Source organism: Xylanimonas sp. McL0601 (assembly GCF_049852175.1).
Classification (GTDB): Bacteria; Actinomycetota; Actinomycetes; order Actinomycetales; family Cellulomonadaceae; genus Xylanimonas.
Genome location: NZ_CP187527.1, coordinates 696628 through 722012 on the forward strand (window position 1 = coordinate 696628; position 25385 = coordinate 722012).

At 74.3% G+C, this 25385-nt stretch carries 23 protein-coding genes; 8 read left to right on the forward strand and 15 right to left on the reverse strand.

What is annotated here, in order from left to right; all coding sequences use genetic code 11:
* Positions 1–172 precede the first annotated feature (172 nt).
* From ACO4JP_RS03210 to ACO4JP_RS03225, 4 genes are all read left to right on the forward strand, one after another.
* The gene (locus ACO4JP_RS03210) at positions 173–616 is read left to right on the forward strand and encodes an OsmC family peroxiredoxin (RefSeq protein WP_425955952.1); all 444 of its coding nucleotides are present in this window, start codon (positions 173–175) and stop codon (positions 614–616) included.
* A gap of 204 nt (positions 617–820) precedes the next feature.
* Positions 821–3808: an FAD-binding and (Fe-S)-binding domain-containing protein gene (locus ACO4JP_RS03215; protein WP_425957042.1), complete on the forward strand. Its 2988-nt coding sequence runs from the start codon at positions 821–823 to the stop codon at positions 3806–3808.
* A gap of 63 nt (positions 3809–3871) precedes the next feature.
* Positions 3872–4846, forward strand: a complete 975-nt coding sequence (locus ACO4JP_RS03220; protein ID WP_425955953.1) for a GNAT family N-acetyltransferase — start codon at positions 3872–3874, stop codon at positions 4844–4846.
* A 62-nt stretch (positions 4847–4908) separates the two neighbouring features.
* Positions 4909–5562 (forward strand): nitroreductase family protein, encoded by a 654-nt coding sequence (locus ACO4JP_RS03225; protein WP_425955954.1) that lies wholly within the window; start codon positions 4909–4911, stop codon positions 5560–5562.
* Between the two features lie 7 nt (positions 5563–5569).
* On the opposite strand, the gene ACO4JP_RS03230 is transcribed toward ACO4JP_RS03225, so the two are convergent.
* On the reverse strand, positions 5570–6553 hold the full coding sequence (locus ACO4JP_RS03230) for an aldo/keto reductase (RefSeq protein WP_425955955.1): 984 nt from the start codon (positions 6551–6553) through the stop codon (positions 5570–5572).
* A 73-nt stretch (positions 6554–6626) separates the two neighbouring features.
* Here ACO4JP_RS03230 and ACO4JP_RS03235 point away from each other — a divergent pair, with 73 nt between their 5' ends.
* On the forward strand, positions 6627–8093 hold the full coding sequence (locus ACO4JP_RS03235; protein ID WP_425955956.1) for a PLP-dependent aminotransferase family protein: 1467 nt from the start codon (positions 6627–6629) through the stop codon (positions 8091–8093).
* Between the two features lie 54 nt (positions 8094–8147).
* Here the strand turns inward: ACO4JP_RS03235 and ACO4JP_RS03240 are convergent, their stop codons facing one another.
* The 3 genes from ACO4JP_RS03240 to cofD form a co-directional block, all read right to left on the reverse strand.
* Complete coding sequence (locus tag ACO4JP_RS03240) at positions 8148–8696, reverse strand: VOC family protein (protein WP_425955957.1); 549 nt, start codon at positions 8694–8696, stop codon at positions 8148–8150.
* A 142-nt stretch (positions 8697–8838) separates the two neighbouring features.
* A complete protein-coding gene (gene cofC, locus ACO4JP_RS03245) occupies positions 8839–9486 on the reverse strand; it encodes a 2-phospho-L-lactate guanylyltransferase (RefSeq protein WP_425955958.1) in 648 nt (215 codons plus the stop codon).
* A complete protein-coding gene (gene cofD, locus ACO4JP_RS03250; RefSeq protein WP_425955959.1) occupies positions 9483–10424 on the reverse strand; it encodes a 2-phospho-L-lactate transferase in 942 nt (313 codons plus the stop codon). The genes cofC and cofD overlap by 4 nt, the downstream gene beginning before the upstream one ends.
* Positions 10425–10557: 133 nt before the next feature.
* Here cofD and ACO4JP_RS03255 point away from each other — a divergent pair, with 133 nt between their 5' ends.
* Complete coding sequence (locus ACO4JP_RS03255; RefSeq protein WP_425955960.1) at positions 10558–10878, forward strand: MTH1187 family thiamine-binding protein; 321 nt, start codon at positions 10558–10560, stop codon at positions 10876–10878.
* 27 nt (positions 10879–10905) lie between these two features.
* On the opposite strand, the gene ACO4JP_RS03260 is transcribed toward ACO4JP_RS03255, so the two are convergent.
* On the reverse strand, positions 10906–11622 hold the full coding sequence (locus ACO4JP_RS03260) for a LysE family transporter (protein WP_425955961.1): 717 nt from the start codon (positions 11620–11622) through the stop codon (positions 10906–10908).
* A 228-nt stretch (positions 11623–11850) separates the two neighbouring features.
* Between ACO4JP_RS03260 and ACO4JP_RS03265 the strand changes: the two genes are divergently transcribed.
* Positions 11851–13362: a hypothetical protein gene (locus tag ACO4JP_RS03265; protein ID WP_425955962.1), complete on the forward strand. Its 1512-nt coding sequence runs from the start codon at positions 11851–11853 to the stop codon at positions 13360–13362.
* Between the two features lie 15 nt (positions 13363–13377).
* On the opposite strand, the gene ACO4JP_RS03270 is transcribed toward ACO4JP_RS03265, so the two are convergent.
* The 10 genes from ACO4JP_RS03270 to ACO4JP_RS03315 all read right to left on the reverse strand — a co-directional run bounded on the left by ACO4JP_RS03270 (position 13378) and on the right by ACO4JP_RS03315 (position 23728).
* The gene (locus ACO4JP_RS03270) at positions 13378–14337 is read right to left on the reverse strand and encodes a zinc-binding dehydrogenase (protein ID WP_425955963.1); all 960 of its coding nucleotides are present in this window, start codon (positions 14335–14337) and stop codon (positions 13378–13380) included.
* Positions 14338–14362: 25 nt separating this feature from the next.
* Positions 14363–15604 (reverse strand): sugar ABC transporter permease, encoded by a 1242-nt coding sequence (locus tag ACO4JP_RS03275; RefSeq protein WP_425955964.1) that lies wholly within the window; start codon positions 15602–15604, stop codon positions 14363–14365.
* 1 nt (position 15605) lies between these two features.
* The gene (locus tag ACO4JP_RS03280; RefSeq protein WP_425955965.1) at positions 15606–16370 is read right to left on the reverse strand and encodes an ATP-binding cassette domain-containing protein; all 765 of its coding nucleotides are present in this window, start codon (positions 16368–16370) and stop codon (positions 15606–15608) included.
* A 10-nt stretch (positions 16371–16380) separates the two neighbouring features.
* Positions 16381–17589: a sugar ABC transporter substrate-binding protein gene (locus ACO4JP_RS03285; protein ID WP_425955966.1), complete on the reverse strand. Its 1209-nt coding sequence runs from the start codon at positions 17587–17589 to the stop codon at positions 16381–16383.
* A 141-nt stretch (positions 17590–17730) separates the two neighbouring features.
* Complete coding sequence (locus tag ACO4JP_RS03290; RefSeq protein ID WP_425955967.1) at positions 17731–18192, reverse strand: VOC family protein; 462 nt, start codon at positions 18190–18192, stop codon at positions 17731–17733.
* 50 nt (positions 18193–18242) lie between these two features.
* Entirely contained in the window at positions 18243–19487 is a 1245-nt protein-coding gene (metX, locus tag ACO4JP_RS03295; RefSeq protein WP_425957043.1) for a homoserine O-acetyltransferase MetX, read from the reverse strand.
* A 62-nt stretch (positions 19488–19549) separates the two neighbouring features.
* Complete coding sequence (locus tag ACO4JP_RS03300) at positions 19550–20932, reverse strand: bifunctional o-acetylhomoserine/o-acetylserine sulfhydrylase (RefSeq protein WP_425955968.1); 1383 nt, start codon at positions 20930–20932, stop codon at positions 19550–19552.
* Positions 20933–21210: 278 nt separating this feature from the next.
* A complete protein-coding gene (locus ACO4JP_RS03305) occupies positions 21211–22089 on the reverse strand; it encodes an LLM class flavin-dependent oxidoreductase (RefSeq protein WP_425955969.1) in 879 nt (292 codons plus the stop codon).
* Positions 22086–23147 carry a zinc-binding dehydrogenase gene (locus ACO4JP_RS03310; RefSeq protein ID WP_425955970.1) on the reverse strand — a complete coding sequence of 354 codons (1062 nt, stop codon included), beginning with the start codon at positions 23145–23147 and terminating at the stop codon, positions 22086–22088. Before ACO4JP_RS03310 ends, ACO4JP_RS03305 begins: the two co-directional genes overlap by 4 nt.
* A gap of 83 nt (positions 23148–23230) precedes the next feature.
* A complete protein-coding gene (locus tag ACO4JP_RS03315) occupies positions 23231–23728 on the reverse strand; it encodes an inorganic diphosphatase (protein ID WP_425955971.1) in 498 nt (165 codons plus the stop codon).
* Positions 23729–23898: 170 nt separating this feature from the next.
* Here ACO4JP_RS03315 and dacB point away from each other — a divergent pair, with 170 nt between their 5' ends.
* Positions 23899–25311: a D-alanyl-D-alanine carboxypeptidase/D-alanyl-D-alanine endopeptidase gene (gene dacB, locus ACO4JP_RS03320; RefSeq protein ID WP_425955972.1), complete on the forward strand. Its 1413-nt coding sequence runs from the start codon at positions 23899–23901 to the stop codon at positions 25309–25311.
* The last annotated feature ends 74 nt before the right edge of the window (positions 25312–25385 follow it).

Consider the following 25385-nt stretch of genomic DNA (forward strand, 5'->3'; position numbering starts at 1 on the left):
GCTAGGGGGTGCGGGTCCCGGGGTCGGCGACGCCGGCGGGTGAACCGGGGATGAAACCCGGGCCGGTCGATGTGACGTGCGGTGCAGCGCGCGGCGCGGCGTGGCGCTACCTTCGGTGGCGACGCCGCCGCGCTCGGCGGCGGCACCGACTCCGACACGGAGGAGCAGGTCAATGCCCATTCGTACCGCACGCACCGCCTGGAACGGCACGCTCGAGCAGGGTTCTGGCCAGGTCGAGCTCAGCAGCTCCGGCACGGCGACGTTCGACGTCTCGTTCCCGCGCCGCGCCGCCGAGGACGCCGAGGGCGTCACGAGCCCCGAGGAGCTCATCGCGGCCGCCCACTCGGCGTGCTTCGCGATGCAGTTCTCGGCCGAGGTCGCCGGGGCCGGCGGCACCCCCGAGCAGGTCGAGGTCACGGCGAACGTCACGCTGGGGCCGGACCCGGCGGGCGGCTTCCGCATCCCGCGCATCGCGCTGAAGGTCACCGGGTACGCGTCGGGGCTCGACGAGGCGGGCTTCAAGGCCGCCGCCGAGGCCGCGAAGAAGAACTGCCCGGTCTCGAAGGCGCTCGCGGGCGTCGCTGACGTCTCGCTGGACGTCACCTTCGAGGGCTGACCCCCCGGGGGAGAGGCTCGCTCGCGAGCCTCTCCCCTTCGCGAGAGGACCTCGCCTCGGCGCTCGGGATGGGCGCGATGCCGGGCCGTTCGTGCCCTCGGACCGCGCTCTTGCGGGGTCGAGTGCAAGAATCGGCCCGTGCCTGGACCGACTCCCGCGACCGAGAACCCGATCCCCGCCACCCCCTTCGCGGGGAGGGGTGGCGTGATCGAGGCCGAACGGACCGCGGCCGCCGCGCGCGAGGCCGTCGCCCGGGCGCTGCGCACCGTCGTCGACCCCCGCATCGTCGACATCGGCTCCCGCCGCCGCGCCGAGTACGCGACCGACGCCTCGAACTACCGGGTCGTCCCCGACGTCGTCGTCCTCCCGCAGACCGAGGACGAGCTGCTCGCCGCGCTCGACGTGCTGCGCGAGCTCAAGGTGCCGGTCACGGCACGCGGGGCCGGCACGTCGGTCGCCGGCAACGCCGTCGGCCCGGGCGCGGTGCTCGACCTCTCGCGGCACCTCGGCCAGGTCGTGAGCGTCGATGCGGGCGCGCGCACCGCCGTCGTGCAGCCCGGCACGGTGATGTCCACGCTGCAGAAGGCGGCCGCTCCGCTCGGGCTGCGGTTCGGCCCCGACCCGTCGACGCAGAACCGGGCCACTCTCGGCGGCATGATCGGCAACAACGCGTGCGGCCCGCACGCCGTCGCCTACGGCCGCACGGCCGACAACGTGATCGCGCTCGACGTCGTCGACGGCCGCGGCCGGCGCTTCACGGCCGGCGCAGGGGACCCGGACTTCACGGACGTGCCCGGGCTCAAGGAGCTGGTGCGCGAGAACCTCGCGCTCATCCGGACCGAGTTCGGCCGGTTCGGCCGTCAGGTCTCCGGCTACTCGCTCGAGCACCTGCTGCCGGAGAACGGGTCCGACCTCGCGAAGGCCCTCGTCGGCACCGAGGGCACGTGCGTCACGGTGCTCGGCGCCACGCTCCGCCTGGTGCCGCTGCCGCAGAAGCCCACGCTCGTCGTGCTCGGCTACGCCGACATGCCGTCGGCGGCCGACGACGTCCCCGCCCTGCTGGCAGTCGGCTCGCAGGACTCGGGCGACGCACCGCTGGCCATCGAGGGACTGGACGCGCGACTGGTCGACGTCGTCCGCAAGGCACGCGGCGCGGACGCCGTCCCGCCCCTGCCGGAGGGCGCGGGCTGGCTCATGATCGAGGTCGCGGGCGAGACGCAGGAGGACGCGCTGAAGAACGCCCAGCGGGTGGCCGAGGCGTCGAGCGCCCTGGCCGCGCAGATCCACCCCGCGGGCCCCGAGGCCACCAAGATGTGGCAGATCCGGGCCGACGGCGCGGGGCTGGCCGGCCGCACGCCCGCGGGCGAGCAGGCGTGGCCCGGCTGGGAGGACTCGGCGGTGCCGCCGGAGAAGCTCGGCGCCTACCTGCGCGACCTCGACGCCCTCATGGCGCGCTACGGGGTCGACGGCCTGCCGTACGGGCACTTCGGCGACGGGTGCGTCCACCTGCGGATCGACATCCCGCTCGAGGCGTCCGGCTCGGTGCTGCGCACGTTCATGACCGAGGCCGCGGAGCTCGTGGCGCGCTACGGCGGCTCGCTCAGCGGCGAGCACGGCGACGGCCGCGCCCGCTCGGAGCTGCTGCCGCTCATGTACTCGACCGAGGCGATCGCGCTGCTCGAGAAGTTCAAGGCGCTGTTCGACCCGGAGGACCTGCTCAACCCGGGCGTGGTGGTGCGCCCGGCCGCCGTTGACGCCGACCTGCGCCGCCCGCAGGCGCGGCCCGTGCTCTCGAAGCGCCCCATCGACCCGCGCGACGGCGGGGCCCGGACGGGCGGCAAGCTCCGCGGGATCGAGAAGGAGGCGGGCTTCGCCGGCTTCTCGTTCGCCCACGACCACCACGACCTGACGACGGCCGTGCACCGCTGCGTCGGCGTCGGCAAGTGCCGCGCGGACAACCACGCGAGCGGCGGCTTCATGTGCCCCAGCTACCAGGCCACCAAGGACGAGAAGGACGTCACGCGCGGCCGCGCCCGCGTGCTGCAGGACGCCGTCAACGGGACCCTGATCGGCGGGCTCTCCGCCCCCGAGGTGCGCCAGTCGCTCGACCTGTGCCTCAGCTGCAAGGCATGCTCGTCCGACTGCCCGGCCGGCGTCGACATGGCGCAGTACAAGTCCGAGGTGCTGCACCGCACCTACAAGGGCCGTCTGCGGCCGGTGGACCACTACGTGCTCGGCTGGCTGCCCCGCTGGACGCGCCTCATCGGCCCGTTCGCGCCCCTGGTCAACAAGGTCCTGGGCGTGCGCCCGATCGCCAAGGCCGTGCTGTCGCTCGGCGGCATGGACCCGCGGCGCGAGATGATGTCGTTCGCCGACGTGCCGTTCCGCACCTGGTGGAAGCGCGGCGGCGCGGCGAACGGCCTCTCCCGCCGCGCGCGCCGGAAGCAGCGGCTCGCCTACGAGGGGCGCCCGCGCGTGGTGCTGTGGACGGACTCGTTCAGCGACGCCATGGCGCCGTCGGTGCCGCAGGCCGCGGTCAAGGTGCTCACCGCGGCCGGCTACGACGTCGTCGTGCCGGACGAGCAGGCGTGCTGCGGCCTCACCTGGATCTCCACGGGTCAGCTCGACGGCGCCCGGCGGCGCCTGGCGAACCTCCTGTCGGTGCTGGGGCCGTATGCGGTCAACGGCGTCCCGATCCTCGGGCTCGAACCGTCGTGCACCGCGGTGCTGCGCTCCGACCTGCTCGACCTCTTCCCGGACGACCCGCGCGCGGCCGCCGTCGCCGCCGCGACGCGCACGCTCGCCGAGCTGCTCACGGAGCCGGAGACCCGGCCGGCGCCCGAGACGGGCTGGGAGCTGCCCGACCTGAGCGACCTCAAGGCGGTCGTCCAGCCGCACTGCCACCACCACTCGGTCATGGGCTACCAGGCCGACGAGAAGCTTCTCCGCGGGGGTGGCGCGACGGTCGAGATCCTCGCCGGCTGCTGCGGCCTCGCGGGCAACTTCGGCATGCAGAAGGGGCACTACGACGTCTCGGTCGCGGTCGCGGAGAACGCGCTGCTCCCGGCGCTGCGCCAGGCCGAGGAGGGCACGGAGTACCTGGCCGACGGCTTCTCCTGCCGTACCCAGGCCGTGCACCTCGCGGGGGTGGAGGGCAAGGCGCTCGTCGAGGTCATCGCCGAACGCCTGTAATTCGTCAAGATGACGTTCGGGTGATTTTCGGGCTTCTACCCGCGGGCACGTAGTCTGCGGGACGTGACCCTCCAGCTGCTGCCGTTCCCGGCCGCCGACTACGCCGCCTGGCGCGATGCCCAGGTGGAACGTCGGCTGCGCTGGCAGTTCGGCCCGCTGTGGTCCGACGCCGCCGCCGCGGCCGCGCAGGCACGCATCGCCGTCGACGAGCTCGCGCCGGCCGAAGGGCTGTCGGGCACGCACCTGCTGCGCGTGCTCTCTCACCAGGGCGAGGTCGGCTGGGTGTGGCTCTCGAGGCAGGACGGCGACCTGCTCGTGCTCGACGCCGACGTCCGCGCCCCGGCGGGTGAGCTGCTCGCCCTCCTCGAGGCGCATGCCCGCGCCGGGGACGCGACCTGCCTGCTCCTCGACCGGATGGTCGCGGCGCCGACGCCGGCGGCGCTGGCGGCCGAGGGCGGGTTCACGGTCGTGAGCCAGACGATGACCCTCCGCCTGGCCGGCGGAGACGACGCGAGCGGTGCCCGCGCCGGAGGACCGGCGAGCCCTCCTGTGATCCTGCTGCCGATGAGCGAGACCTCGTTCGACGCGTACCTCGGCGCCGCGATCGACGAGTATGCGCGCGAGATCCAGCAGGCCGACGAGGTGGCGTGGGACGAGGCGCTCACGCGCTCGCACAAGGACTACGAAGAGCTGCTCCCGCGCGGGCTCGACTCCGACGGCCACGTGCTGCTCGACGTCCTCGAGGCGACGACCCATGCTCACGTGGGCGCGCTGTGGCTCGGGCTGCGGCCGCCGTCCGCGGCGTTCGTCTACGACGTGCACGTGCACCCGGCCGTGCGCGGGCGCGGGCTCGGCCGCGCGGCGATGAGCGCGGGCGCCGAGTGGTGCCGGGCAAGGGGGATCGAGGTGCTCGGCCTGAGCGTGTTCGGGCGCAACGAGATCGCGCTGGGTCTGTACGACTCGCTCGGCTACGAGGTCGTGGTCGAGGCGCTGCGGCGGCCGGTGGAGCCGGCTCCGCCGGTGGTGGGGCCGCGCTGAGTTCCAGCGGCGCAGCTGTTCGAGGGGCCGACGCCCTGCGCTCTTCCTGCGACGATGGCGGGATGGAGTTCCAGGACGTCGTGCGCAGGCGGCGGATGGTGAGGTCGTTCACCGACGAGCCGCTCGCTCCCGAGCAGGTCGAGCGGATCCTCGCCAACGCGGTCCGCGGGCCCTCGGCCGGGTTCACGCAGGGGTGGGCGTTCCTGGTGCTCGAGACTCCCGAGGACCGGGAGCGGTTCTGGACCGCGGCGACCCCGCCGACGTCGTCGCGCGACCTGAGCACCTGGCGGTCCGGGCTGCGCCGGGCGCCGCTCCTCGTCGTGCCGATGGCGTCGAGGGACGCCTACCTGCGGCGCTACGCGGAGAGGGACAAGGCCGGCGCCCGGCTCGCCACGCCCGGTTCGTGGACGCCCGAGGACGAGGCGCGCTGGCCAGTGCCCTACTGGCACGTCGACGTCGGGATGGCGTCCCTGCTGATGCTGCAGACCGCCGTCGACCTGGGGCTCGGGGCCTGCTTCTTCGGCATCGGCGGGCCCGAGCGGCCCGCGTTCCACGCGGCGTTCGGCGTGCCGTCGGAGTGGGACCCGACGGGCGTGGTCGCCGTCGGGCACCCCGCCGACCGTGCCGCCGGGGCGGCGGGCTCGCCGTCGCGACGAGCCCGCCGACCGCTCGAGGACGTCGTGCACCGGGGGACGTTCGTGCGGCCCGCACCCTAGCCGGCGGTCACACCGCGTCGAGGCGGGCGCGCAGCTCGGGCCCGAGGTCGAGCTCGACGGCGTCGAGCGCCTCGTCGAGCTGAGCGAGGGTGCTCGCGCCCACGAGGGGCACCACCGGCACCTCGCCGCCCAGGAGCCAGGCGATGACGACCTGGTTGGGCGTCGCGCCGAGCTCGCGCGCCGCGTCGTGCAGGGCGTCCACGCGTGCGTGCGTCGTCGCGTGGTCGTAGCCCCAGAAGAGCGGCTTGTCCGCGCGGGTGTACGCGCCCTGGAGCAGCGGCGAGTACGCGACCACGGTGAGCGGCGGACGGCCCGGCACGCCCGTGGAACGGGCGTAGTCGAGCAGCTCGGGCGATCCCCAGCTGAGGTTCCCGACGCTGGGCGTCGGGTAGGCGTACGAGAGCTGCTGCTGCACGACGGCGTAGGGGTGCACGCCCTGGCGCGCCGCCTCCTCACGGGCCTCGACGACGCGCCACAGCGACACGTTCGAGATGCCCGTGACCCCCACGAGCCCCTCGGCCTGGAGCTTGCCGAACGCGCCGACCGTGTCGGCCAGCGGCGTCTCGCGGTCGTCGACGTGCCCGTAGAGCAGGTCGATGTGCTCCACGCCCAGGTGCCGCAGGCTCTCGCGGGCCTCGCGCGCGACGACGTCGGGCGTCAGGCCCTGGTAGTTGGTGGGCGGTGTGCTCGACAGCGGGAGTGCCGGGTCCTTCTTGGCGGCGCCCAGCTTGGTGGCGAGCCGCACCTGGTCGCGCGTGCCGCGGCTCGCGAGCCAGCGGCCCAGCAGGTCCTCGCTCTCGCGGCCGTAGCCGCCGGCCCAGGAGTTGTAGTTGTTCGCCGTGTCGAGGAAGCTTCCGCCCGCCTCGACGAAATGGTCGAGCAGTGCGAACGACGTCGCCTCGTCGGTGCGCGAGCCCATGAACATCGTGCCCAGGCAGAGGGCCGAGGCCTCGAAGGCCTGGTCGCCGTCGCCGATCGTGCGGTACCGCATGTGTCCTCCTCGGTCAGTAGTCGAGCGCGTGCCACGCTACGGGTGCAGTGGTCCGGACGTACGATCCACTTCGATGCCCATCGACCAGACCACTTCGCGACTCGCGTGGGAGACGCTCCTCGACCTCGGCGAGGGGCCCGGCACGCTCGTGGTGCGGCTCGAGCGCTCGCTCCGCGACGCCGTCCGCTCCGGGCGTGCGCCCGTCGGCGCCGCGCTCCCCGCGAGCCGGCGGCTGGCCGAGGCCCTCGGTGTCTCGCGCTGGGTGGTCACCGAGGTGTACGGGCAGCTCGTCGCCGAGGGCGTGCTCGAGGCCCGGGCCGGGTCCACCACGCGGGTGGCTCCGGGCGGCGTCGTCCCCGGGCGAGCGGAGCGCGGAGCCGCACCGGAGCACGACGGCGCGGCGACGCCCAGCCCAGCACGCGCCCCGGCGCCACGGCCCGTCCTCAACCTTGCTCCGGGCGTCCCCGACCTGCGCCACGCGCCGCGCGACGCCTGGCTGCGCGCGGCCCGCGAGGCGCTCGCGCTTGCCACGCGCGACGACCTGGCCGCCCGGCCGTCGGCCGGTCACCCCCGCGCCCGCGCGGTCGTCGCCGGCCACCTGCGCCGCGCGCGGCTCGCCGCGACCGACGAGGACGCCGTCGTGCTCACGCACGGTGCCACGCACGGGATGACGCTGGCCGCGGCGGCGCTCGCGGCCCGGGGGCACACCCGGCTGCTCGTCGAGGAGCCGAGCTGGCCGGTGCTGCGCGAGGTCGCGCGGCGGGCCGGGCTCGAGCCCGTGGGCGTCCCGGTCGGCCCCGGCGGGGTCGACGTCGACGCGCTCGAGGCGGCGTCGCGGCGCACCGGCGCACGGGCCGTGCTGCTCACCCCCGCGCACCAGTTCCCCACGGGCGAGGCGCTCGCACCCGAGCGGCGACATCAGGTGCTCGCCTGGGCGCGGTCGGTCGACGGCCTGGTGGTCGAGGACGACTACGACGCCGAGTTCCGCTACGACCGCCGGCCGGTCGCGGCCCTGCAGGGCGCGGACCCGGACCGGGTGCTGCTGCTGGGATCGCTGACCAAGACGATCGCGCCCGCGTTCGCGCTCGGCTGGGCCACGGTGCCCGCCGCGTGGCGGGACGCCGTCGCGGCGGCCGCCGGCCTGGGGACCGGCCCGTCCGTCATCGACCAGCTCACGTTCGCCCGGCTCGTCGAGTCGGGCGGATACGACCGGCACCTGCGCGCGCAGCGCGCCCGGTACCGGCGGCGTCGCGACGCCGTCGTCGCGGCGCTCGCGCGCGAGCTGCCGGGCGCCCGCGTGGGGGGCATCGCGGCGGGCATGCACCTGCTCGTCGAGCTGCCGGGCTCCCCGCCGCCGGACGCCGCCGACGTCGTGCGCGAGGCCGCCGCGCGAGGCGTGGCCGTGACCGACCTGCGCCGCTACAGGGCCGCTGACGGGCCGTGCTCGACGCTCGTTCTCGGGTACGGCGACGTCGCCGAGGCGCGCGTCGACTCGGCCGTGGGCCTGCTCGCCCAGGCGGTACGCGCCGCCCAGCCCTGACGGGCGGTCACGGACGGGCGTCGCCGGCGCGCGGGGGCGGCCCGCTGCGGCCGGTCAGAGGCCGTCGGCCGCCATGGGGTTCGTCTCCTCGGACAGGCCGTCGGCCACCAGGGGGTTGGTCCCGTCCGACCGGCTGTCGAGCGCGGCGGGCGCGCTCTCGTCGGCCAGGCCGTCGGCCACCATCTGGTTCGTCCCGTCGGACAGCATGGAAGACAGCAGGCCGAAGACGTTGCCGTCGGGGTCGAGCAGGTAGGCGAGGCGCCCGACGCCCTGCATGTCGTTCGGCGCGACGGCCTCGGTGGCGCCGAGCTGCAGCGCCTTCGCGAACAGCCCGTCGACGTCGTCGACCGCCACGACCAGGTCCGCTCCCATGACCGGGCTGCCAGGCGCGGGCGCCGGACCCTGCCGCTTGGTGAGACCGCCGTTGATCCCGAACCCGGCCTGCTGCGGCGAGTTGCGCGTCGAGCCGTCCCCGGTGTCGATGCTCCAGTACCCCATCTCCCCGAACTGCTCGAACTTCCAGCCGAGCAGGCTCGAGTAGAAGTCGACGAGCCGCTGCGGCTCCGTCGCGTGGATCTCGAAGTGCACCACGAGGTTTGCCATGGTCGTCCCCTTGTCGGTGGCTGGTTCGCATGTCTGCGTCGGCCGCGATCCACCGTCCACGCTACGCGGAGTTCACTCGAGCCACTCGGTGATGGATGGCCAGACGCGGTGGACGGCGCGCGGCGCCCGGACTGAGCGGCGCTCAGCCGGCCAGCCGCGCCCGCGTGGGCGCGGGCAGCTCGTCCCAGTCGTCGAGGGTGTCGAGGTCCGCCGCCGTGCCGGGGCGCTGCACGACGACGGCGGTCAGCCCGCGCCGCGCCGCCTCGGCCTCGTGCGCGGCGCGGGAGCCGATGCCGAACCGGAAGTCGTAGGCCGCGTCGGCGGGCAGGACGAGCAGGTTGGTGCCGGTGCCGTGCCGGTCCGTGGCGACGACGACGTCCGCGGTGCGGCCCGCGGCGAGCAGCGCGGCGACGTCGTCGGGCCCGAGGGCAGGCAGGTCCGCGTGGGCGACGAGCAGGGCCGTGCCGGGAGCGTCGCGGCGCACCTGCTCTCGCGCGAGGTCGAGCGCGCCGTTGAGCCCGGGCCGGTCGCCGGGCTGGGGGAGCACGCTGATCCTCGCGCTCGCGCTCTGGCCCGCCAGCACCTCAGCCACGAAGGGCGGGTCCGCCGTCACGATCACGATCCGCTCCACGCGCTCCACCGCCGTCAGCGTCGCCACGACGTGACGCGCCAGCTCGGCGACCAGGCGGCGGCGTTCGTCCGGCGCGAGCGCCGCAGCCAGCCGCGACTTGCCGCTGACGCCGTCGCGCAGGGGGACGACGGCGACGACCCGCGTCGCGTCGTCCGTCACGGCAGCGGGTGCCCCGCGACCGCGAGGAGCTCGCGGGCCAGGCGCTCGCGGCCGTCCGGGCCGCCCATGATCGTGTCGGTCACGACGACGTCGAAGCCCAGGTCGCGGACCGCCGGCGCGAGCGCGGCGTCGGCGTCGTCGACCACCATCACGTCGACCAGCCCGGTGTACAGGCGCGCGACCCCGAGCGCGGAGACCTCGTGGCCGAGCGTCTCGAGGATCTGCGCCGCGGGGCCCTTGATGGCCTGCCCGCCGACGATCGGGCTCACCGCGACGCGGCGCGCCGCCGTCGTGCGGACGGCGTCGCGCACGCCCGGCACGGACAGCACGGGGAACACGGACAGGAACGGGTTCGACGGCGCGATCACCAGCACGTCGGCGTCGGCGACGGCCTCGAGCACGCCGGGCGCCGGGCGGGCCGCCTCGACGCCCTCGTGCACGACACCGAGCACGGCGTCGGCGTGGTGCCGGCGTACGAAGTACTCCTGGAACGCGAGGCGCCCGGAGGGGGTGTCGAGCAGGGTGGCGACGCGGTCGTCGGTGACGGGCAGCAGCCGGGCCGCGACGCCGAGCGACGCCGCGAGCTGCGCGGTGACCTCGCTCAGCGGGGCGCCGGCGCGCATCCGGGCGCTGCGGACCACGTGCGTGGCGAGGTCCTTGTCGCCGAGCGTGAACCAGGTGTCCTCGCCGAGCGCTGCCATCTGGGTCAGGGTCGCGTAGGTCTCGCCGCGGAGTCCCCAGCCGCGCTCCTCGTCGTTGAGCCCGGCGAGCGTGTAGAGCACGGTGTCGAGATCCGGGGAGATCCACAGGCCGTGCAGCTCCGTGTCGTCGCCGACGTTGACGACGACGTCGGGGCGCACCCCGGCGAGCGCGACCCCGTGCGCCAACCGTGCGCCCCCCACCCCACCGGCCAGAACAGTTACCCGAGGAACCACCACGCGACCGAGCCTACGCGCCGCCCGCGCGTCCCTGGCTCGTCGCGAGCGCGAGCCCGCACGCGCGACCTCGCACCTCATGGGCACTGTCGCGGGGATGCGCGCATCGTGCGTGGTGGTCCGCCAGGATGGGGGCATGGCTGTTTTCGCGTTTTCCGTCGCGCCGCTCGGGGTCGGGGAGTCCGTCGCCGAGCAGGTCGCCGAGGCCGTCCGCATCGTCCGCGAGTCGGGGCTGCCCAACCGGACCACCTCGATGTTCACCGAGATCGAGGGCGAGTGGGACGAGGTGATGCCGGTGATCAAGGCGGCCACCGACGCCGTCGGGCACGGCGGGCACCGTGTGTCGCTGGTGCTCAAGGCCGACATCCGCCCCGGCTACACCGGCCAGCTCGACGCGAAGGTCGCCCGCGTCGAGGAGCGGCTGGCCGCCGACGCCGCGGAGGAGGGGCACAGCTGACCGCGCGCGTCAGCGCGCGGCGGCGCACTATCCGGCGAGCATCACCACGGCGAGCGCCACCATCACGACCGACGACGCGAGCGCCGTCGCGAGCCGCCCGCGCGGCCCGGCGAGCGCCCGCCCCAGCGCCGTCCCCGCCCCGGCGAGGACCAGCTGCCAGGAGGCCGACGCGACGAACGCCCCGACCGCGAACGCGACCGCGACCGGGACGTGACCCGTTCCGCCGCCGTCGGGCAGGGACCTGCCCGCGACCACGACCGCGAAGAACAGCACCGTCGCGGGGTTGACCGCCGTGACGGCGACGAGGTGGGCCCAGGTCCGGAGCGCGGTGCGTTCCCTCGCGCCGGCGTAGACCGGCGCCGCCCCGGCCGCGTGCGCGCGCCACGCCTGCCAGGCGCGCACCGCGGAGCGCATCGCGACGACGACGAGGACCGCCGCGGCGACAACGCGCAGCGGCGTGGCGACGGGGCCGATCCACCGTGTCACGGCAGCCCCCCCGAGCGCGGCGAGCAGGGCGTACGCGCCGTCGACGGTCGCCATGCCGAGCGCTCCGGCGGCCGCCACGCGCCACGGGCTGCGGGCCGCGAGCCCGATGAGGTAGGTGGCGACGGCACCGACCGGCAAGGCGATCGCGTAGCCGGCCGCGACGCCGGCGAGCAGCGCGGCGGGCAGGTCCGCCGGCACCGCGGCGGCGAGCTCCGCGGCGAGCCCTGTGGCGAGCCCGGTCGTGCTGGCTGCGGTCATGCAGCGGATCCTGGCAGACCGGCGGCCGAGGTCGCGCGGCCTGGGCGGCGCAGATCCCGCCCGGGTGAACGGTCCCGCCCCGGTGACGAAGGCGCGTAAGGTGTGGCGCGGCGCGCGCGCCCGCGGGCAGGTGCCGGCGGGCCTCGGCAGGCCCTGGTACGGCGGACCAAGCACAACGGAGGTGGAACCTTGCCGCTCTTCGAGGTGGAGGGGGATCGCCCTCAGATCGTGCCGGGCTCGCGCCCGGGCGTCGGGACGACGGCGCACAGGGTGGTCGAGTCGCACATCGACGGCCTGCTCGGCGAGCAGATCTTCCCCGTCTCCCCAGGCGCCGGCCCGGACGAGCCGCACCTCCTGGCGCTCGACGCGTCGGGCGCCCCCGTCGTCGTCGAGCTCGTGGCCCGGCTCGACGAGGCCGCGCTCTCGCGGTTCCTCGACCACGCCGGCGCCGCCGGGCGCATGACCCGTGGCCAGCTCGCTGCGCTCTACCGCGGGGGGCCGCAGGCCTTCCAGCGCGACGTCGCCGAGTTCTACGACTCCGTTCCTGTGACCCGCTCGCACGGCGGCCGCGCGGGGGCCCGCCTCATCGTCATCTGCCAAGAGGCCGACGAGGACGTGCTCAACGCCGTCGACTTCCTCCGTCAGCCGTCGATGCCGGTCGAGGTGCTCCGGCTAGGCGTCGTGCACGGGGCCGACGGGCGGCGGTTCGTCGACGTCTCGCCGCTGGTGATCCACCCGGCATCGGCGCCCGACCGGCCGCAGGTCGTCCAGGCCCCCGCCCCGGCGGCGCTGCCCGCCCCAGAGGGCGTCGTGCGGCTCGCGGCGCCCGACCACGCCGCGCCGGCCGTGCAGCCGTCGCCGGGCGCGCGCGGCACGTTCGACGAGGGCATCGCCGTCGGGTACGCGCTCACCGGCAAGCTGCCGGTCGTGGTGCAGGATCCCCGCCCGGTCGAGCGACTCGACCCCGTGCCGCTCCCCGGCGTCCCCACCGGGATGCGGGAGGTGCCGCAGCCCGAGGCAGCGCCGCGACCGGAGGAGCCCGCCCCCGATCCCGCCCCTGCGCCGCGACGCCGGTCGCGCCGGGACCGCTTCTCCGCCCGCCCGGAGGAGGAGCTCCCGGAGCTCCCCGCGGCCGAGCGCTACGACGTCGTCGCCCCGGCGGACGACCCCCTGGCCTGGCGTCCCGAGCAGGCGTGGAACCCGGCGTCGGGCGAGGACCCGATCCCGGTGCCCCCGCTGCCGGAGGGCGAGGCGATCGCGTTCGGCGAGGTCTTCACCGGCGTCAGCACACCGCTCGACCGCGACTGGGACGGCGCGACGGGCGACACCGCCATCGCGCCCGCGCCGTGGGAGGCCCCGTTCGAGCCCCCGCGCCTCCACGAGCCGCCCGCCCCGGAGCCGTGGTGGCAGCCTGCGGCGCCGGAGCCGCAGCACTGGGACCCGCCGGCGACGCCGATCGTCCTGGACGAGGACGCGGACGGCGACCTCGTCGCGCTCGCCGCGAGCATCGGCGTCCCCACGCTGCTCGTCTGGGAGCGGCCGCGCCGCGGCCAGCGCTTCGACGCGGTGCTGCACCCGGACGGCACCATCGAGCTGCCCGACGGCGGCCGCTACCGCCACCCGGACATCGCCGCGAGCGCGGTGTCGGGCTCGTACACGGCGGACGGCTGGTCGGTGTGGCGCCTGAGCACACCCTCGGGCCCGACCCTCACGGAGGAGTTCCGCGCCCGCTTCGCCTGAGCCGGACGCCGCACCCTAGGGCGCGATGACCAGCTTGCCCGTCTGGGCACCCGCGTCCAGGCGCGCGAGGGCGGTCGCCACGTCGGTCAGCGGGTACTGCGAGTCGATCACCGGCCGCAGGCCCGTACGCGCACAGAACGCGAGCAGCGCCGCCAGGTCGTCGCGCGACCCCATGGTCACGCCGCGCACGGCGATCTCCTGGAAGAAGATCCGGGTGAGCTCGGCCGGGGGAGCGTCGCCCGAGGTCGCGCCGCAGACGGCGATCGTGCCGCCGGGCTTCACCGACCGCACCGAGTGCGCCCACGTCGCCTGGCCCACGGACTCGAGCACCGCGTCGACGCGGGCCGGAAGGCGCGCGCCCGTCTCGACGGCGTGCGCCGCGCCGAGCGCCAGCGCCCGCTCGCGCTTGGCCGTCGAGCGCGACGTCGCCGTCACCTCGAGCCCGGCCGCCGCGCCCAGGACGATCGCCGCCGTCGCGACGCCGCCACCAGCGCCCTGCACCAGCACCGACTGCCCCGGGGTGAGCCCGGCGACCGAGAACAGCATCCGGTACGCCGTCAGGTACGCCGTCGGCATGCACGACGCCTCGGCGAACGTGAGCTCCGAAGGCTTGGGCAGCAGGTTCGCCGTCGGCACGGCGACGTACTGCGCGAGCGTCCCGTCGTACCGCTCCGAGAGGAGGCTGCGTGGCTCGCGCGGCCCGACGCCGTGGCCGTCCGCGCCGATGACGGCGTGCACCACGACCTCGGTGCCGTCGGGCGCGACGCCGGCGGCGTCCGTGCCGAGGACCATCGGCAGCTGCTCGGCCCGCAGGCCGACGCCGCGCAGCGACCACAGGTCGTGGTGGTTGAGCGACGCCGCCCGCACCTCGACGACCGACCAGTTCTCGCGCGCCTCCGGCTCTGGCCGCTCGCCGACCTCCAGGCCGTCTACGGGCGAGTCGGGCGAGAACCTGGCGGCGTAGGCGGCGAGCATGCCGCCAAACTACCCCCGACCTGCTCTACGTCGACGGCCGACGCCGGCGGGCCAGCGCGTCGATGGTCACCGCCACGATCAGCACCGCGGCCGTCACCATGTACTTGGCGGCCGCGCTGAAGCCCAGCAGCCCCATGCCGTTGTCGATCGCCGCGATGACCAGGCCGCCGAGCACGCCGTGCAGCATCTTCCCGCGCCCGCCGAAGAGGCTGGTGCCGCCGATGACGGCGCCCGCGACCGCGTACAGCACGAGCGTGCCGCCGTCGATCGAGGTGGAGATGGACCGCAGCCGGGAGGCGTAGACGATCCCGGCGATCCCCGCGGTGAACGAGCAGAGCACGAAGGCCATGGTGCGGATGCGGGCGAGGGGGATGCCGGCGCGGCGTGCCGCCTCGGCGTTGCCGCCCACGGCGTAGAGGTAGAGCCCGAACCGGCGCCGGCCCAGCAGGTACGCCCAGGCGACCAGGACCGCGAGGACGAGCAGCACCACCCAGGGCAGGCCGTACACGGGAGCGAGCCGTCCGCGGTCGGCGTTGGCGAGCAGCACCAACCCTGCGCCGCCGGCGGCGCAGACGACGATCTTGGCGATGGTGAGGGACACGGGCGGCGCGGTGAGCCCGACGTCGCGCCGGCGGGCGTCGCGCCGCCAGACGATGACGCCGAACACCGCCACGACCACGAGCACGAGCACCCACCCGCCGATCCGGGGCAGCGTGCCCGAGGAGATCGCGATCAGCACGTCGTCGCGGATGAGGATGGCTCCGCCGTTGCCCAGCACGAACAGCATCACGCCCTGCCAGAAGAGCAGGCCGGCGAGCGTGACGATGAACGACGGCAGCCCGATGCGGGTGATCAGCGTGCCGTGCAGCAGCCCGATGAGCGCCGTCACGACGAGGGCAGCGAGGATCGCCGCCCACCAGGGCCAGCCGAACTGAGGCCTGGCGAGCCACGCCACCACGACGGCCGAGATGCCCGCCACGAAGCCGACCGACAGGTCGATCTCGCCGAGCACCAGCACCCACACCTCGGCCATGCTGAGCAGCGCGAACACGGCGGCCTGCACGAGCAGGTTGACGAGGTTCCCGGGGGTGAGGAAGCGGTCGTTGAGGCTCTGGAAGATCACCGACACCAGGAGCAGGCCACCCACCACGGGCAGCACGCCGGTCTCGCCGCTGCGCACGCGCTTCCACGCCAGGCGCAGGTATGTCCCGGCGTCGGGCGCGACGTCCCTCTGGCCGGTCACAGGGTCAGTGGTGCGGACGGCCATCTCAGGCCACCTCCCGGTCGGTGCTACCCGTCGTCATGAGGTCGACGAGGATGCGTTCGTCGATCCGGGCGCGCTCGCGGGTGTCCACGACCCGGCCCTGGCGCATCACGGCGACGCGGTCGGCGACGTCGAGCAGGTTCAGCACGTTGTGCGTGACGAGCAGCACGCCGTGACCGCGCTCGGCGAGGGTTCGGACGAGGGCGAGCACGTTGGCGGTCTGCGTGACGCCGAGGGCCGCCGTCGGCTCGTCCATGATGACCAGCCGCGACTCCCAGAGCACCGCCTTGGCGATCGCCACGGACTGGCGCTGCCCGCCCGAGAGCGACCCGACCGTCTGCCGCACCGACCCGACGGTGGTCACGGCCAGGTCGGTGAGGGTGCTGGCGGCAGCCTGCTCCATCGCGACGTCGTCGAGCTGGCCGCGACGCAGCCGCTCCCGCCCGAGGAACATGTTCTGGACGATGTCCAGGTTGTCGCACAGCGCGAGATCCTGGTAGACGGTCTGGATCCCGAGCGCCGCGGCGCCGGCAGGCCCGTGCAGCGTGACGGGCTGCCCCTCCCAGAAGATCTCCCCGGAGTCGGTCGGGTGGATGCCCGCGATGCACTTGATCATCGTGGACTTGCCCGCGCCGTTGTCGCCGGCCAGCGCCGTGACGGCGCCGGCAGGCACGTCGAGGTCGACGTCCGAGAGTGCCTGGACGGGGCCGAAGGACTTCGAGACCCCCCGCAGCCGGAGCAGCGGGGGGCTCTCGGAGGTGGTCGTCATCGTTCGCTCGTCAGCTGATCCCGGCGGCCGTGCAGGCGCTCGCGACGTCGCCGGCGCACAGCTCGGACGTGGAGACGGCCTGATCTGCGACGACCGTGTCCTTCATGTTGTCCACGGTCACCCAGATCGGCGTGGTGTACACCGACTTGATGTCCTTGTTCAGCTCCGAGTCCTTCGTCGTCGCGTTCACCAGCGAGGACGGCGGCGTGGCGCCGGCGCGCAGCATGATCGCCAGAGCGGCGGCGGCCTGAGCCTCAAGGTAGACCGGCTTGTACACCGTGCCGCACTGGTAGCCGGTCAGGATGTTCTGCAGGCCGGGCAGCGACGCGTCCTGGCCGGTGGTCGGGAACTTCTTCGCCCCGATGCTCTGGCCCTTGAGGATCGAGATCACGGCGTTGGCGTTGTCGTCGTTCGGCGTGATCGCGGCGTTGGTCTCGGGGTGGGCCGTGAGCTGCTGCTGGAACGTCGTCGCCGCCTGCTGCGGGTCCCACGTGCCGGCCGGCTCGCCGACCTTGGTAAACGTGCCGTCGTCGAACTTCGGCTTCAGCACGCCGTTGTAGCCCTGGGCGAACAGCTTCGCGTTGTTGTCCGTCGGGTCGCCGTCCATGACGAGGATGTTGGGCTTGGAGACGCTCCAGTCGGTGATGCACTTGACGAGGCCGTCGCCGATCATCTTGCCGACCTGCACGTTGTCGAAGCTGACGTAGTAGCGGTCCTCCGGACCGCCCGTCACGAGGCGGTCGTAGTCGATGACGGCGACGCCGGCGTCCTTGGCCTTGGACTCGATCGCGGCGCCGCTGCCCGGGTCGAGCGGGTCGACGAGCAGCACGGAGGCGCCGGCGTTGATGTCGGCCTCGGCCTGGGTCTGCATGGTCGCGGCGCTGCCCTGGGCGTTGTCGACCTTGAACTGGTCGGAGGCGAGCCCCGCGGTCTCGAACGCCTTCTTGAGATATGGCGCGTCGTACTGCACGTACCGCGTCGAGGTCGTGGTGTCGGGCAGGAGGACCCCGATCAGGCCGTCGCCCTGCGACGCCAGGTCCTTGAGCTGCTCCATGACCGAGAAGTCGGCCGTGAACGAGCCGGCGTCGATCTGCGGGGCCATGGCCGCGCCGGTCGACGAGCTCGACTGGTTGGCCTGACCGCCAGACGCGCACCCGGCGACCGCGAGTGCCAGGACAGCCGTTGCGGCCGCGGCACGGAGCAATCGGTTCGAAGACATCGTCGTCCTTCCTCATGGGCTCAGCACGGGACTGCTTTCTCGCATGGTGCGCCTGGGATCGCGTCTCGGCCAGGCCAGACGTCAGGATGGGTGCCGATCCGTGACCGGGAACAGCCTTGATGTCGCCGGAGCGAGCGGCGGTCAGGACGTCGCGCCGGCGCCCTCGGTGCCCGCGTCCGCGCCCTCGGCGCCGACGTCGAACATCCAGCTGATGCCGAACTTGTCGGTGAGCGAGCCGTAGTAGTCGCCCCACGGCGCGAGCTCGAACGGCAGGGTGTCCGTCGCGCCGTCGGAGAGCTTCTGGTAGGCGTCGCGGACGTAGTCCAGGTCGTCGGGCCCGCCCGTGAGCGCGACGGTGACTCCCGACGTCGCGGGCACGTGCGGCATCATCGAGCCCGAGTCGGCGGCCATGAGCGTGAGACCCGCGGGCGTGTCGAGCTGGCCGTGCATGACGAGCGACGCGTCGGTCTCCGAGACGCCGGGCATGCCCGGCTGGTCGCCGAAGGTGGAGATGTTCAGCTCACCGCCGAGCACCGACTGGTAGTGCTCGAGCGCCTCACGGGCGTTGTCCCTGAAGCTGAGGTACGGGTTGAGCCTGGCCATGACGGGGTCCCCTCGAAGAGTCCGGTGCGGACACCCCCAGTCTGCGGCGGTCAGCCCCGGGCGCGCACCCGCTCCTGGACGTCGAGCTCCTCGAGGAACTCGCGCACGATCGGCCCGAGCTGGTCGAACTCGATGAGGAACCCGTCGTGCCCATACGGGCTGCGCACCACGCGCATGCCGTCCGCACCCGGCACCCAGGCCGCGATCCGCGCCGACTGCGCGGGCGGGAAAAGCCGGTCGGAGTCCACGGCGACGACGAGCGTCCGCGCCGTGATCTGCCCGAGCGCCTGCTCGACGCCGCCGCGGTCACGGCCCAGGTCGTGCGTGTTCATCGACTCGGTGAGCACCAGGTAGGAGTTCGCGTCGAACCGGCGGGCCAGCTTGTCGCCGTGGTGGTCGAGGTACGACTGCACCGCGTAGCGGCCGTCGTTCAGCGGGTCCTCGCCGCCCTGCGGCAGACGCCCGAACCGGGTGTCGAGCTCGTGCGCCGACCGGTACGTCGTGTGCGCGATCTGCCGGGCGACCGCCAGGCCCGCGTGCGGGCCCTCGCCGTCGGGCAGGGCGTAGTAGTCGCCGCCGTTCCAGCCCGGGTCGAGCCGGATCGCGGCGAGCTGCGGGTGTGACCACGCGATCTGGTCGGCGCTGGTCTGCGCCGTCGTCGCGATGGCGGCCAGCCCGCGCACCGCGATGCCTGCCTCGGGGCCCAGGACGGCCCACTCGAGCGCACGCAGCCCGCCCATCGACGCACCGATGACGAGCTGCCAGCCGGTGATGCCGAGCTCGCGTGCCAGCCGCAGCTCGACGACGACCTGGTCGCGCGTGGTCACGCGCGGGAAGCGGGCGCCCCACGGGCGCCCGTCCGGCGCGACCGACGCCGGGCCGGTCGATCCCTGGCAGCCACCGAGCACGTTGGGCACGACGACGAAGTACTTGTCGGTGTCGATGGGCCGGCCGGGACCGACCATGTCCTCCCACCAGCCGGCCGTCACGTGACCGGGCCCCGCGGGCCCGGCCACGTGCGAGTCGCCGGTGAGGGCGTGCAGGACCAGCACGGCGTTGCCGCCGTCGGCGTCGAGGGTCCCGAAGGTCTCGTACGCCAGCGTCACGTCCGGGAGCAGCCCGCCGCCCTCGAGCTCGAGGCCGCCCAGCTCGGCGAACTGTCGCCGGCCCGGCTCGTCACCCTCGCGCCAGGCGCCCGACGCCGGCACGGCCGGCTTCACACGCGCGCGCGACGTGTCCGCCGTCGTCGGCCGGGGGCCGGGACGGGCGGGCTCGCGGGGCGTCTGGGCGGCGATGGGAACGGTCCTCGAGGGTCGGGGCGGGGCGAGGCGCCCGGCCGGGGCGGAGGTACAGCGTCTCACGCGTCGGCCGCCGGGGCGGTCGGCGTCTCGGGGGCGGCGTCGAGCTGTTCCTTGGCTGCAGTAAAGCCGAGCTCGAGGTCCGCGAGGATGTCCTCGACGTTCTCGATACCCACGGCCAGGCGCACCAGGCCCGGTGTCACGCCCGAGAGCGACTGCTCGGCGGGCGTGAGCTGGCTGTGCGTGGTCGACGCCGGGTGGATGACGAGCGAGCGCACGTCGCCGATGTTCGCGACGTTCGAGTGCAGCTCGAGCGCCGAGACGAAGGCCTGGCCGGCCTTGCGGGCGGCGGCGTCGTCGGCCGCGTCGAGCTCGAACGCGAGCACCGCGCCTGCGCCCTTCGGCACGTACTTGAGCGCGTTGGCGTGGTACGGCGAGGACTCCAGGCCGGCGTAGTGCACGACGCGCACGTCGTCGCGGGCCTCGAGCCACTCGGCGACGCGCTGCGCGTTGGCGATGTGGCGGTCGAGGCGCAGCGACAGCGTCTCCAGGCCCTGCGCCAGCAGGAACACGTTGAACGGGCTGATCGCCGGGCCGAGGTCGCGCAGGAGCTGCACGCGCGCCTTGAGGATGTAGGACAGGTTGACGCCTAACGCGCCGCCGACGCCGAGGTCGCGGGCGTAGACCAGGCCGTTGTAGCTCGGGTCCGGCTCGTTGAAGCTCGGGAAGCGCTCGGGGTGCTGGGCGAAGTCGAACGTGCCGCCGTCGACGATCACGCCGCCGATCGACGAGCCGTGCCCACCCAGGTACTTGGTCGCGGAGTGCACCACGACGTCGGCGCCGTGCTCGATGGGCCGCAGCAGGTACGGCGTGGGCACGGTGTTGTCGACGATCAGCGGGACGCCTGCGTCGTGCGCGACGCCCGCGACCGTCTGGATGTCGAGCACGTCCGACTTGGGGTTCGGGATGGTCTCGCCGAAGAACAGCTTGGTGTTGGGGCGCACTGCGTCACGCCACTGCTGCGGGTCGTGCGGGTCCTCGACGAACGTCGTCTCGATGCCGAGCCTCGGCAGCGTGTGGTGGAAGAGGTTGTACGTGCCGCCGTAGAGCGACGACGACGAGACGATGTGGTCGCCCGCCTGCGCGACGTTCAGCACGGCGAGGTGGATCGCGGAGGAGCCGCTGGCGACGAGCAGCGCGCCGACTCCGCCCTCGAGGTTCGCGAGCCGGTTCTCGATGACCTCCTGCGTCGGGTTGCCGATGCGGGTGTAGATCGGGCCGAGGTCCTTCAGCGCGAACCGGTCGGCGGCCACCTCGGCGCTCGGGAAGACGTACGACGTCGTCTGGTAGATCGGCAGCGCACGGGCGCCGGTGACGGGGTCCGGGGTCTGGCCGGCGTGGATCTGGCGGGTCTCGAACGACCACTGGGGCTGCGTGCTCATGGGGTTCCTCCGGGGCTGCGGGGCGCGGGTGCAGGTCTGCTGACGTGCGGCCGCGGAGCGCCCTGCGGGGGCCTGCTGCGTCGGAGGGGGCTCCACGGCGAGCGTCTGCGCACGCAGGGCCGGGAGGATCCCGGGCAGGCGAACGTGCGCTGGGTCAGCGGCACATTCGACGAGTCATGGGAGGACGGTAACGGGGCGCCGCGGGCGGCCGAAAGCCGTGTCCCATTATTTGAGATGCAAATTTGAGACGACGCGTCGCCTCGCACCCAGAAGGCCTCTTACAGACGGTCGAAGATCTCTTCCTTGATCCGGGCGGCCCGGTCCTCGCGTTCCCCGGTCGTCGCGCCCAGGTTCCAGCTCGGCAGGATGAACTCGTCGAACCCCGCCTCGACGTAGCCTCCCGCGAGGTCCTGCAGCTCGGCGACCGAGCCCGTCGACACGCGACCAGGCGCGGGCGTCTCGCCGTCGACGTCGAACATCCAGTTCGTCGTCGTCCACAGCGGCTCGGTGCGGCCTACCTGCTCCGCGGCCTCGAGCAGCGCCGAACGGACCTGCGCGGCGCTCGCGGGCAGGCCCCACGTGTTCCACTCCTGCGCGTAGCGCGCGGTCAGGCGCAGCATCCGCGGGCCCTTGGCACCGACGAGGATCGGCAGCCGCCCCTGGACCGGCTTGGGCTCGGCGGGGGCGTCGTCGACGTCGAAGCACTCGCCGTGGAACGTGGTGCGCTTCTCGTCGAGCAGCGAGCGCGTGACTTGCAGCGCCTCGGCGAACCGGTCCACCAGCGTGCGCGGACCGGGCAGCTCGAACCCGTAGGCGTCGTGCTCGTTGCGCTGCCACCCCGCGCCCAGGCCGAGCACGAACCGGCCGTCGGAGACGTGGTCGACCGCCGACGCCCGCTTCGCGAGGAGCGCGGGGTGGTGAACCGTCGTCGGGCTGACGAGCGGGCCCACGCGGACACGCGACGTGACGGCGGCGACCGCGGGCAGCAGGCCCCACACCTCATGGGTGGGTCCGTCGGCGCGCGTGAGGTCGCCTGTGTTGGGCATGTAGTGGTCGGCGAGCCAGACACCGTGCCAGCCGGCGGCGTCGGCGGCCCGAGCCTCCGCGAGGACCTCGGCGACAGGGCTGCCCGTGCTCGGCCACAGCGACAGCTTCACGGCCGAACCAGCACCTTGGTCGCGCGGCGCTCGTCCATCGCGGCGTACGCCTCGGCGATCTGGGACAGCGGGAGCGTGAGGTCGAAGACGTCCCCCGGCGTGATGTCGCCGGACAGGACGTGGGGGAGCAGCTCCTCCATGTAGCGGCGGGCCGACGCCATGCCGCCGCCCACGGTGAGGTTGCGGTCGAAGATGCGGCGCACCGGCAGTTCCGGGCCCCCGTTGGGCACCCCGACGAACCCGACGCGCCCGCCGCCGCGGACCACGGCGAGCGCCTGCGCCATCGACTCCTTGGTGCCGACGCACTCGAGGGCGGCGTCGGCGAGGTTGCCGTCGAGCAGTGCGCGGATCGCCGCGGCGGCGTCGTCGCCCCGCTCGGCGACGACGTCGGTGGCGCCGAAGGAGCGGGCGAGTGCGGCGCGGTCCTCGTGGCGGCTCATGGCGATGACGCGGCTTGCGCCGAGGAGCCGCGCCGCGATGACGCCGGAGAGGCCGACGGCCCCGTCGCCGACGACGGCGACGACGTCCCCCTCGCCGACGCGCGCGGCGGTGGCGGCGTGCAGGCCGGTGGACATGACGTCCGCGAGGGCGAGGAGGTGGGGCACGAGGCCGCGGGCCTCGACCTCGTCCTCGCTTAGCCCGACCGTGAACAGCGAGTGCTGGGCGAGCGGGATGCGCACGCGCTGGCCCTGGGCGCCGTCGACGGGGTTGCCGCCGCGGTCGGTGGAGCCGAAGAACGTGACCTGGTCGCACGCGGCGGGGAAGCCGGCGAGGCACGCCTGGCACTCCCCGCAGCTCAGCGAGAACGGGAGGATGACGAAGTCGCCGACCGTGGCGGACGTGACCTCGTCGCCCAGCTGCTCGACGACGCCGACCAGCTCGTGCCCGATGGGGTGCGGCGCACGCGTGGGCGTGACCCCGCGGTACGGCCACAGGTCGGACCCGCAGACGCAGGCGGCGACGACGCGGACGACGGCGTCGTGCGGCGTGAGGAGCTGCGGCTCCGGACGCTCCTCGGCGCGCACGTCGCGCGCCCCATGAATGACGGCAGCAAGCATGCCCACACGGTATCCCTCGCGCGTCGGGGGACGACGACGGCGCCGGACCCCCGCGGAGGGGAGCGGCGCCGTCGTGCAGCAGCTCAGTGCTGGTAGTAGCCGGCGTTGCGGGCGCGCTCGAAGGAGCGCTCGATCTCCGCCTCGGCCTCGCTGCGGCCCACCCAGTGGGCGCCCTCGACCGACTTGCCGGGCTCGAGGTCCTTGTAGACCTCGAAGAAGTGCTGGATCTCCAGCCGGTGGAAGTCCGAGACGTCGTCGATGTCCTGGCGCCACGCGGCGCGCTGGTCGCCCGTCGGCACGCACAGCACCTTGTCGTCGCCGCCGGCCTCGTCGCGCATGCGGAACATGCCGAGCGCGCGGCAGCGGATCAGGCAGCCGGGGAAGGTCGGCTCCTCGAGCAGCACCATGGCGTCGAGCGGGTCGCCGTCCTCGCCGAGCGTGCCCTCGATGAAGCCGTAGTCGTCCGGGTAGCGGGTCGACGTGAAGAGCATGCGGTCGAGACGGATACGACCGGACTCGTGGTCCACCTCGTACTTGTTCCGCTGTCCCTTGGGGATCTCGATCGTGACGTCGAACTCCACTGTTCCTCCTGATGCGGGTGCGTACGCGGGCACAAGTCTGCCATGCGGGGACGGTGCCTCCGGCGACGCCCAGCGGACGTGCCCGGCGTGCCATGATGCAGCCAGGCCGACGTCGCGTGCCCGACCCTTGGAGGGGACGGCAGGGCGCCGGCACGAAGGAGGGGCACGGCATGGGGTGGCGTCTGCGCACGGGAGCCACCGCTGTGACGGTCGTCGCCCTGATGGGCGGCTACCTCGTCGCGGACGCGCACGACGTCGTGCCCGGCATGCTGACGCTCGCCCCGGCCCCGCCGCAGCCGGCCCCGTTCCCGTCGCCACCCGGCGCTCAGCCCGGGCCCAGCCCCACCCCCGTGATCCCCACCCTGCCCGACGACGCGGCCGTGCCCTCGGCGTCCGACGTCGGGGCGCTGGTCAAGGGCCTGGTCGACGACAAGCGGCTCGGCGCGCGCGTCGGCGCCGTCGTCGTCGACGCCGCCACCGGCGACACGCTCGGGGCCGCCGCCGCGGACACCGGGTTCGTGCCGGCGTCGACCCAGAAGCTGCTGACGGCCGTCGCCGCGCTCACGACGCTCGACCCGGACAGCACGCTCGACACCCGAGCGGTGCTCGACGCCGACGGCCGCCTGATCCTCGTCGGCGCCGGCGACATGATGCTCGCCGCGGGCGCCGGGAACCCGGACGCCGTGAACGGGCGCGCCGGCCTCGGCGACCTCGCTGAGCAGGCGGCCGCCAAGATCAAGGTCTCCGGCCAGGACTCGATCCGGCTCGCGATCGACGACTCGCTCTTCACCGGGCCCGCCGTCGCGCCGGCCGTCCCCGCCACCGAGGCGACCATGGGGTTCGTCGCCCCCGTCGCGTCGATGGCGGTGAACGTCGCCATGCTCGGCGAGGGGTCGTGGGGCCCGCGCGCCACCGACCCCGCCATGGCCGCCGCCCAGACCTTCGCCCGGGCGCTCGCGGAGCACGGCGTCACGGTCAAGGGCAGCATCGGGCGCGAGCAGGCGCCCGACGACGCCCGCGTCCTCGCCACCGTGAGCTCCGCGCCCCTCAGCGAGGTCTCCGGCTGGGCGATGCAGCACTCCGACAACACCATCACGGAGGTGCTCGGCCGCCTCGTCGCGCTCGAGACGGGCCGGCACGGCTCCAACGACGGGGCCACGCAAGCCGTGCTCGCCGTCGTCGGCAAGCTCGGCGTCGACGTGAGCGGCGCCGTCCTCGTCGACTGCTCCGGGCTTGGGCGCGGCTCCGTCCTCAGCCCGCGTCAGCTCGCCGACGTCGTGCGGCTCACCACCGACCCCGACCACCCGCAGCTGCGCGACGTCGCCGTCGACCTCCCGGTCGGCGCCCTGTCCGGCACGCTGGCCTCGCGGTTCGGCGGCGACAACGCCGGGCGCGGGTTCGTGCGCGCCAAGACCGGCTCCCTGCCCAACGTCGTGGGGCTCGCCGGGACGGTGGTGACCGCGGACGACCGGCTGCTGGTGTTCGCCCTCCAGGCCGACCAGGTCGAGTCGGGCGCGACGGTCGGCGCGCGCACGATCTTCGACCAGTTCGCCGGCCGGCTCGCGGCCCTGGGCGCGCCCTGAGCGGGAGGCCGCGTTCGCGCTCGGCGTGCTCTGTCGCCCGGCCGCGGCGGCGCCTGCGCGCCCTGCCGTAGATA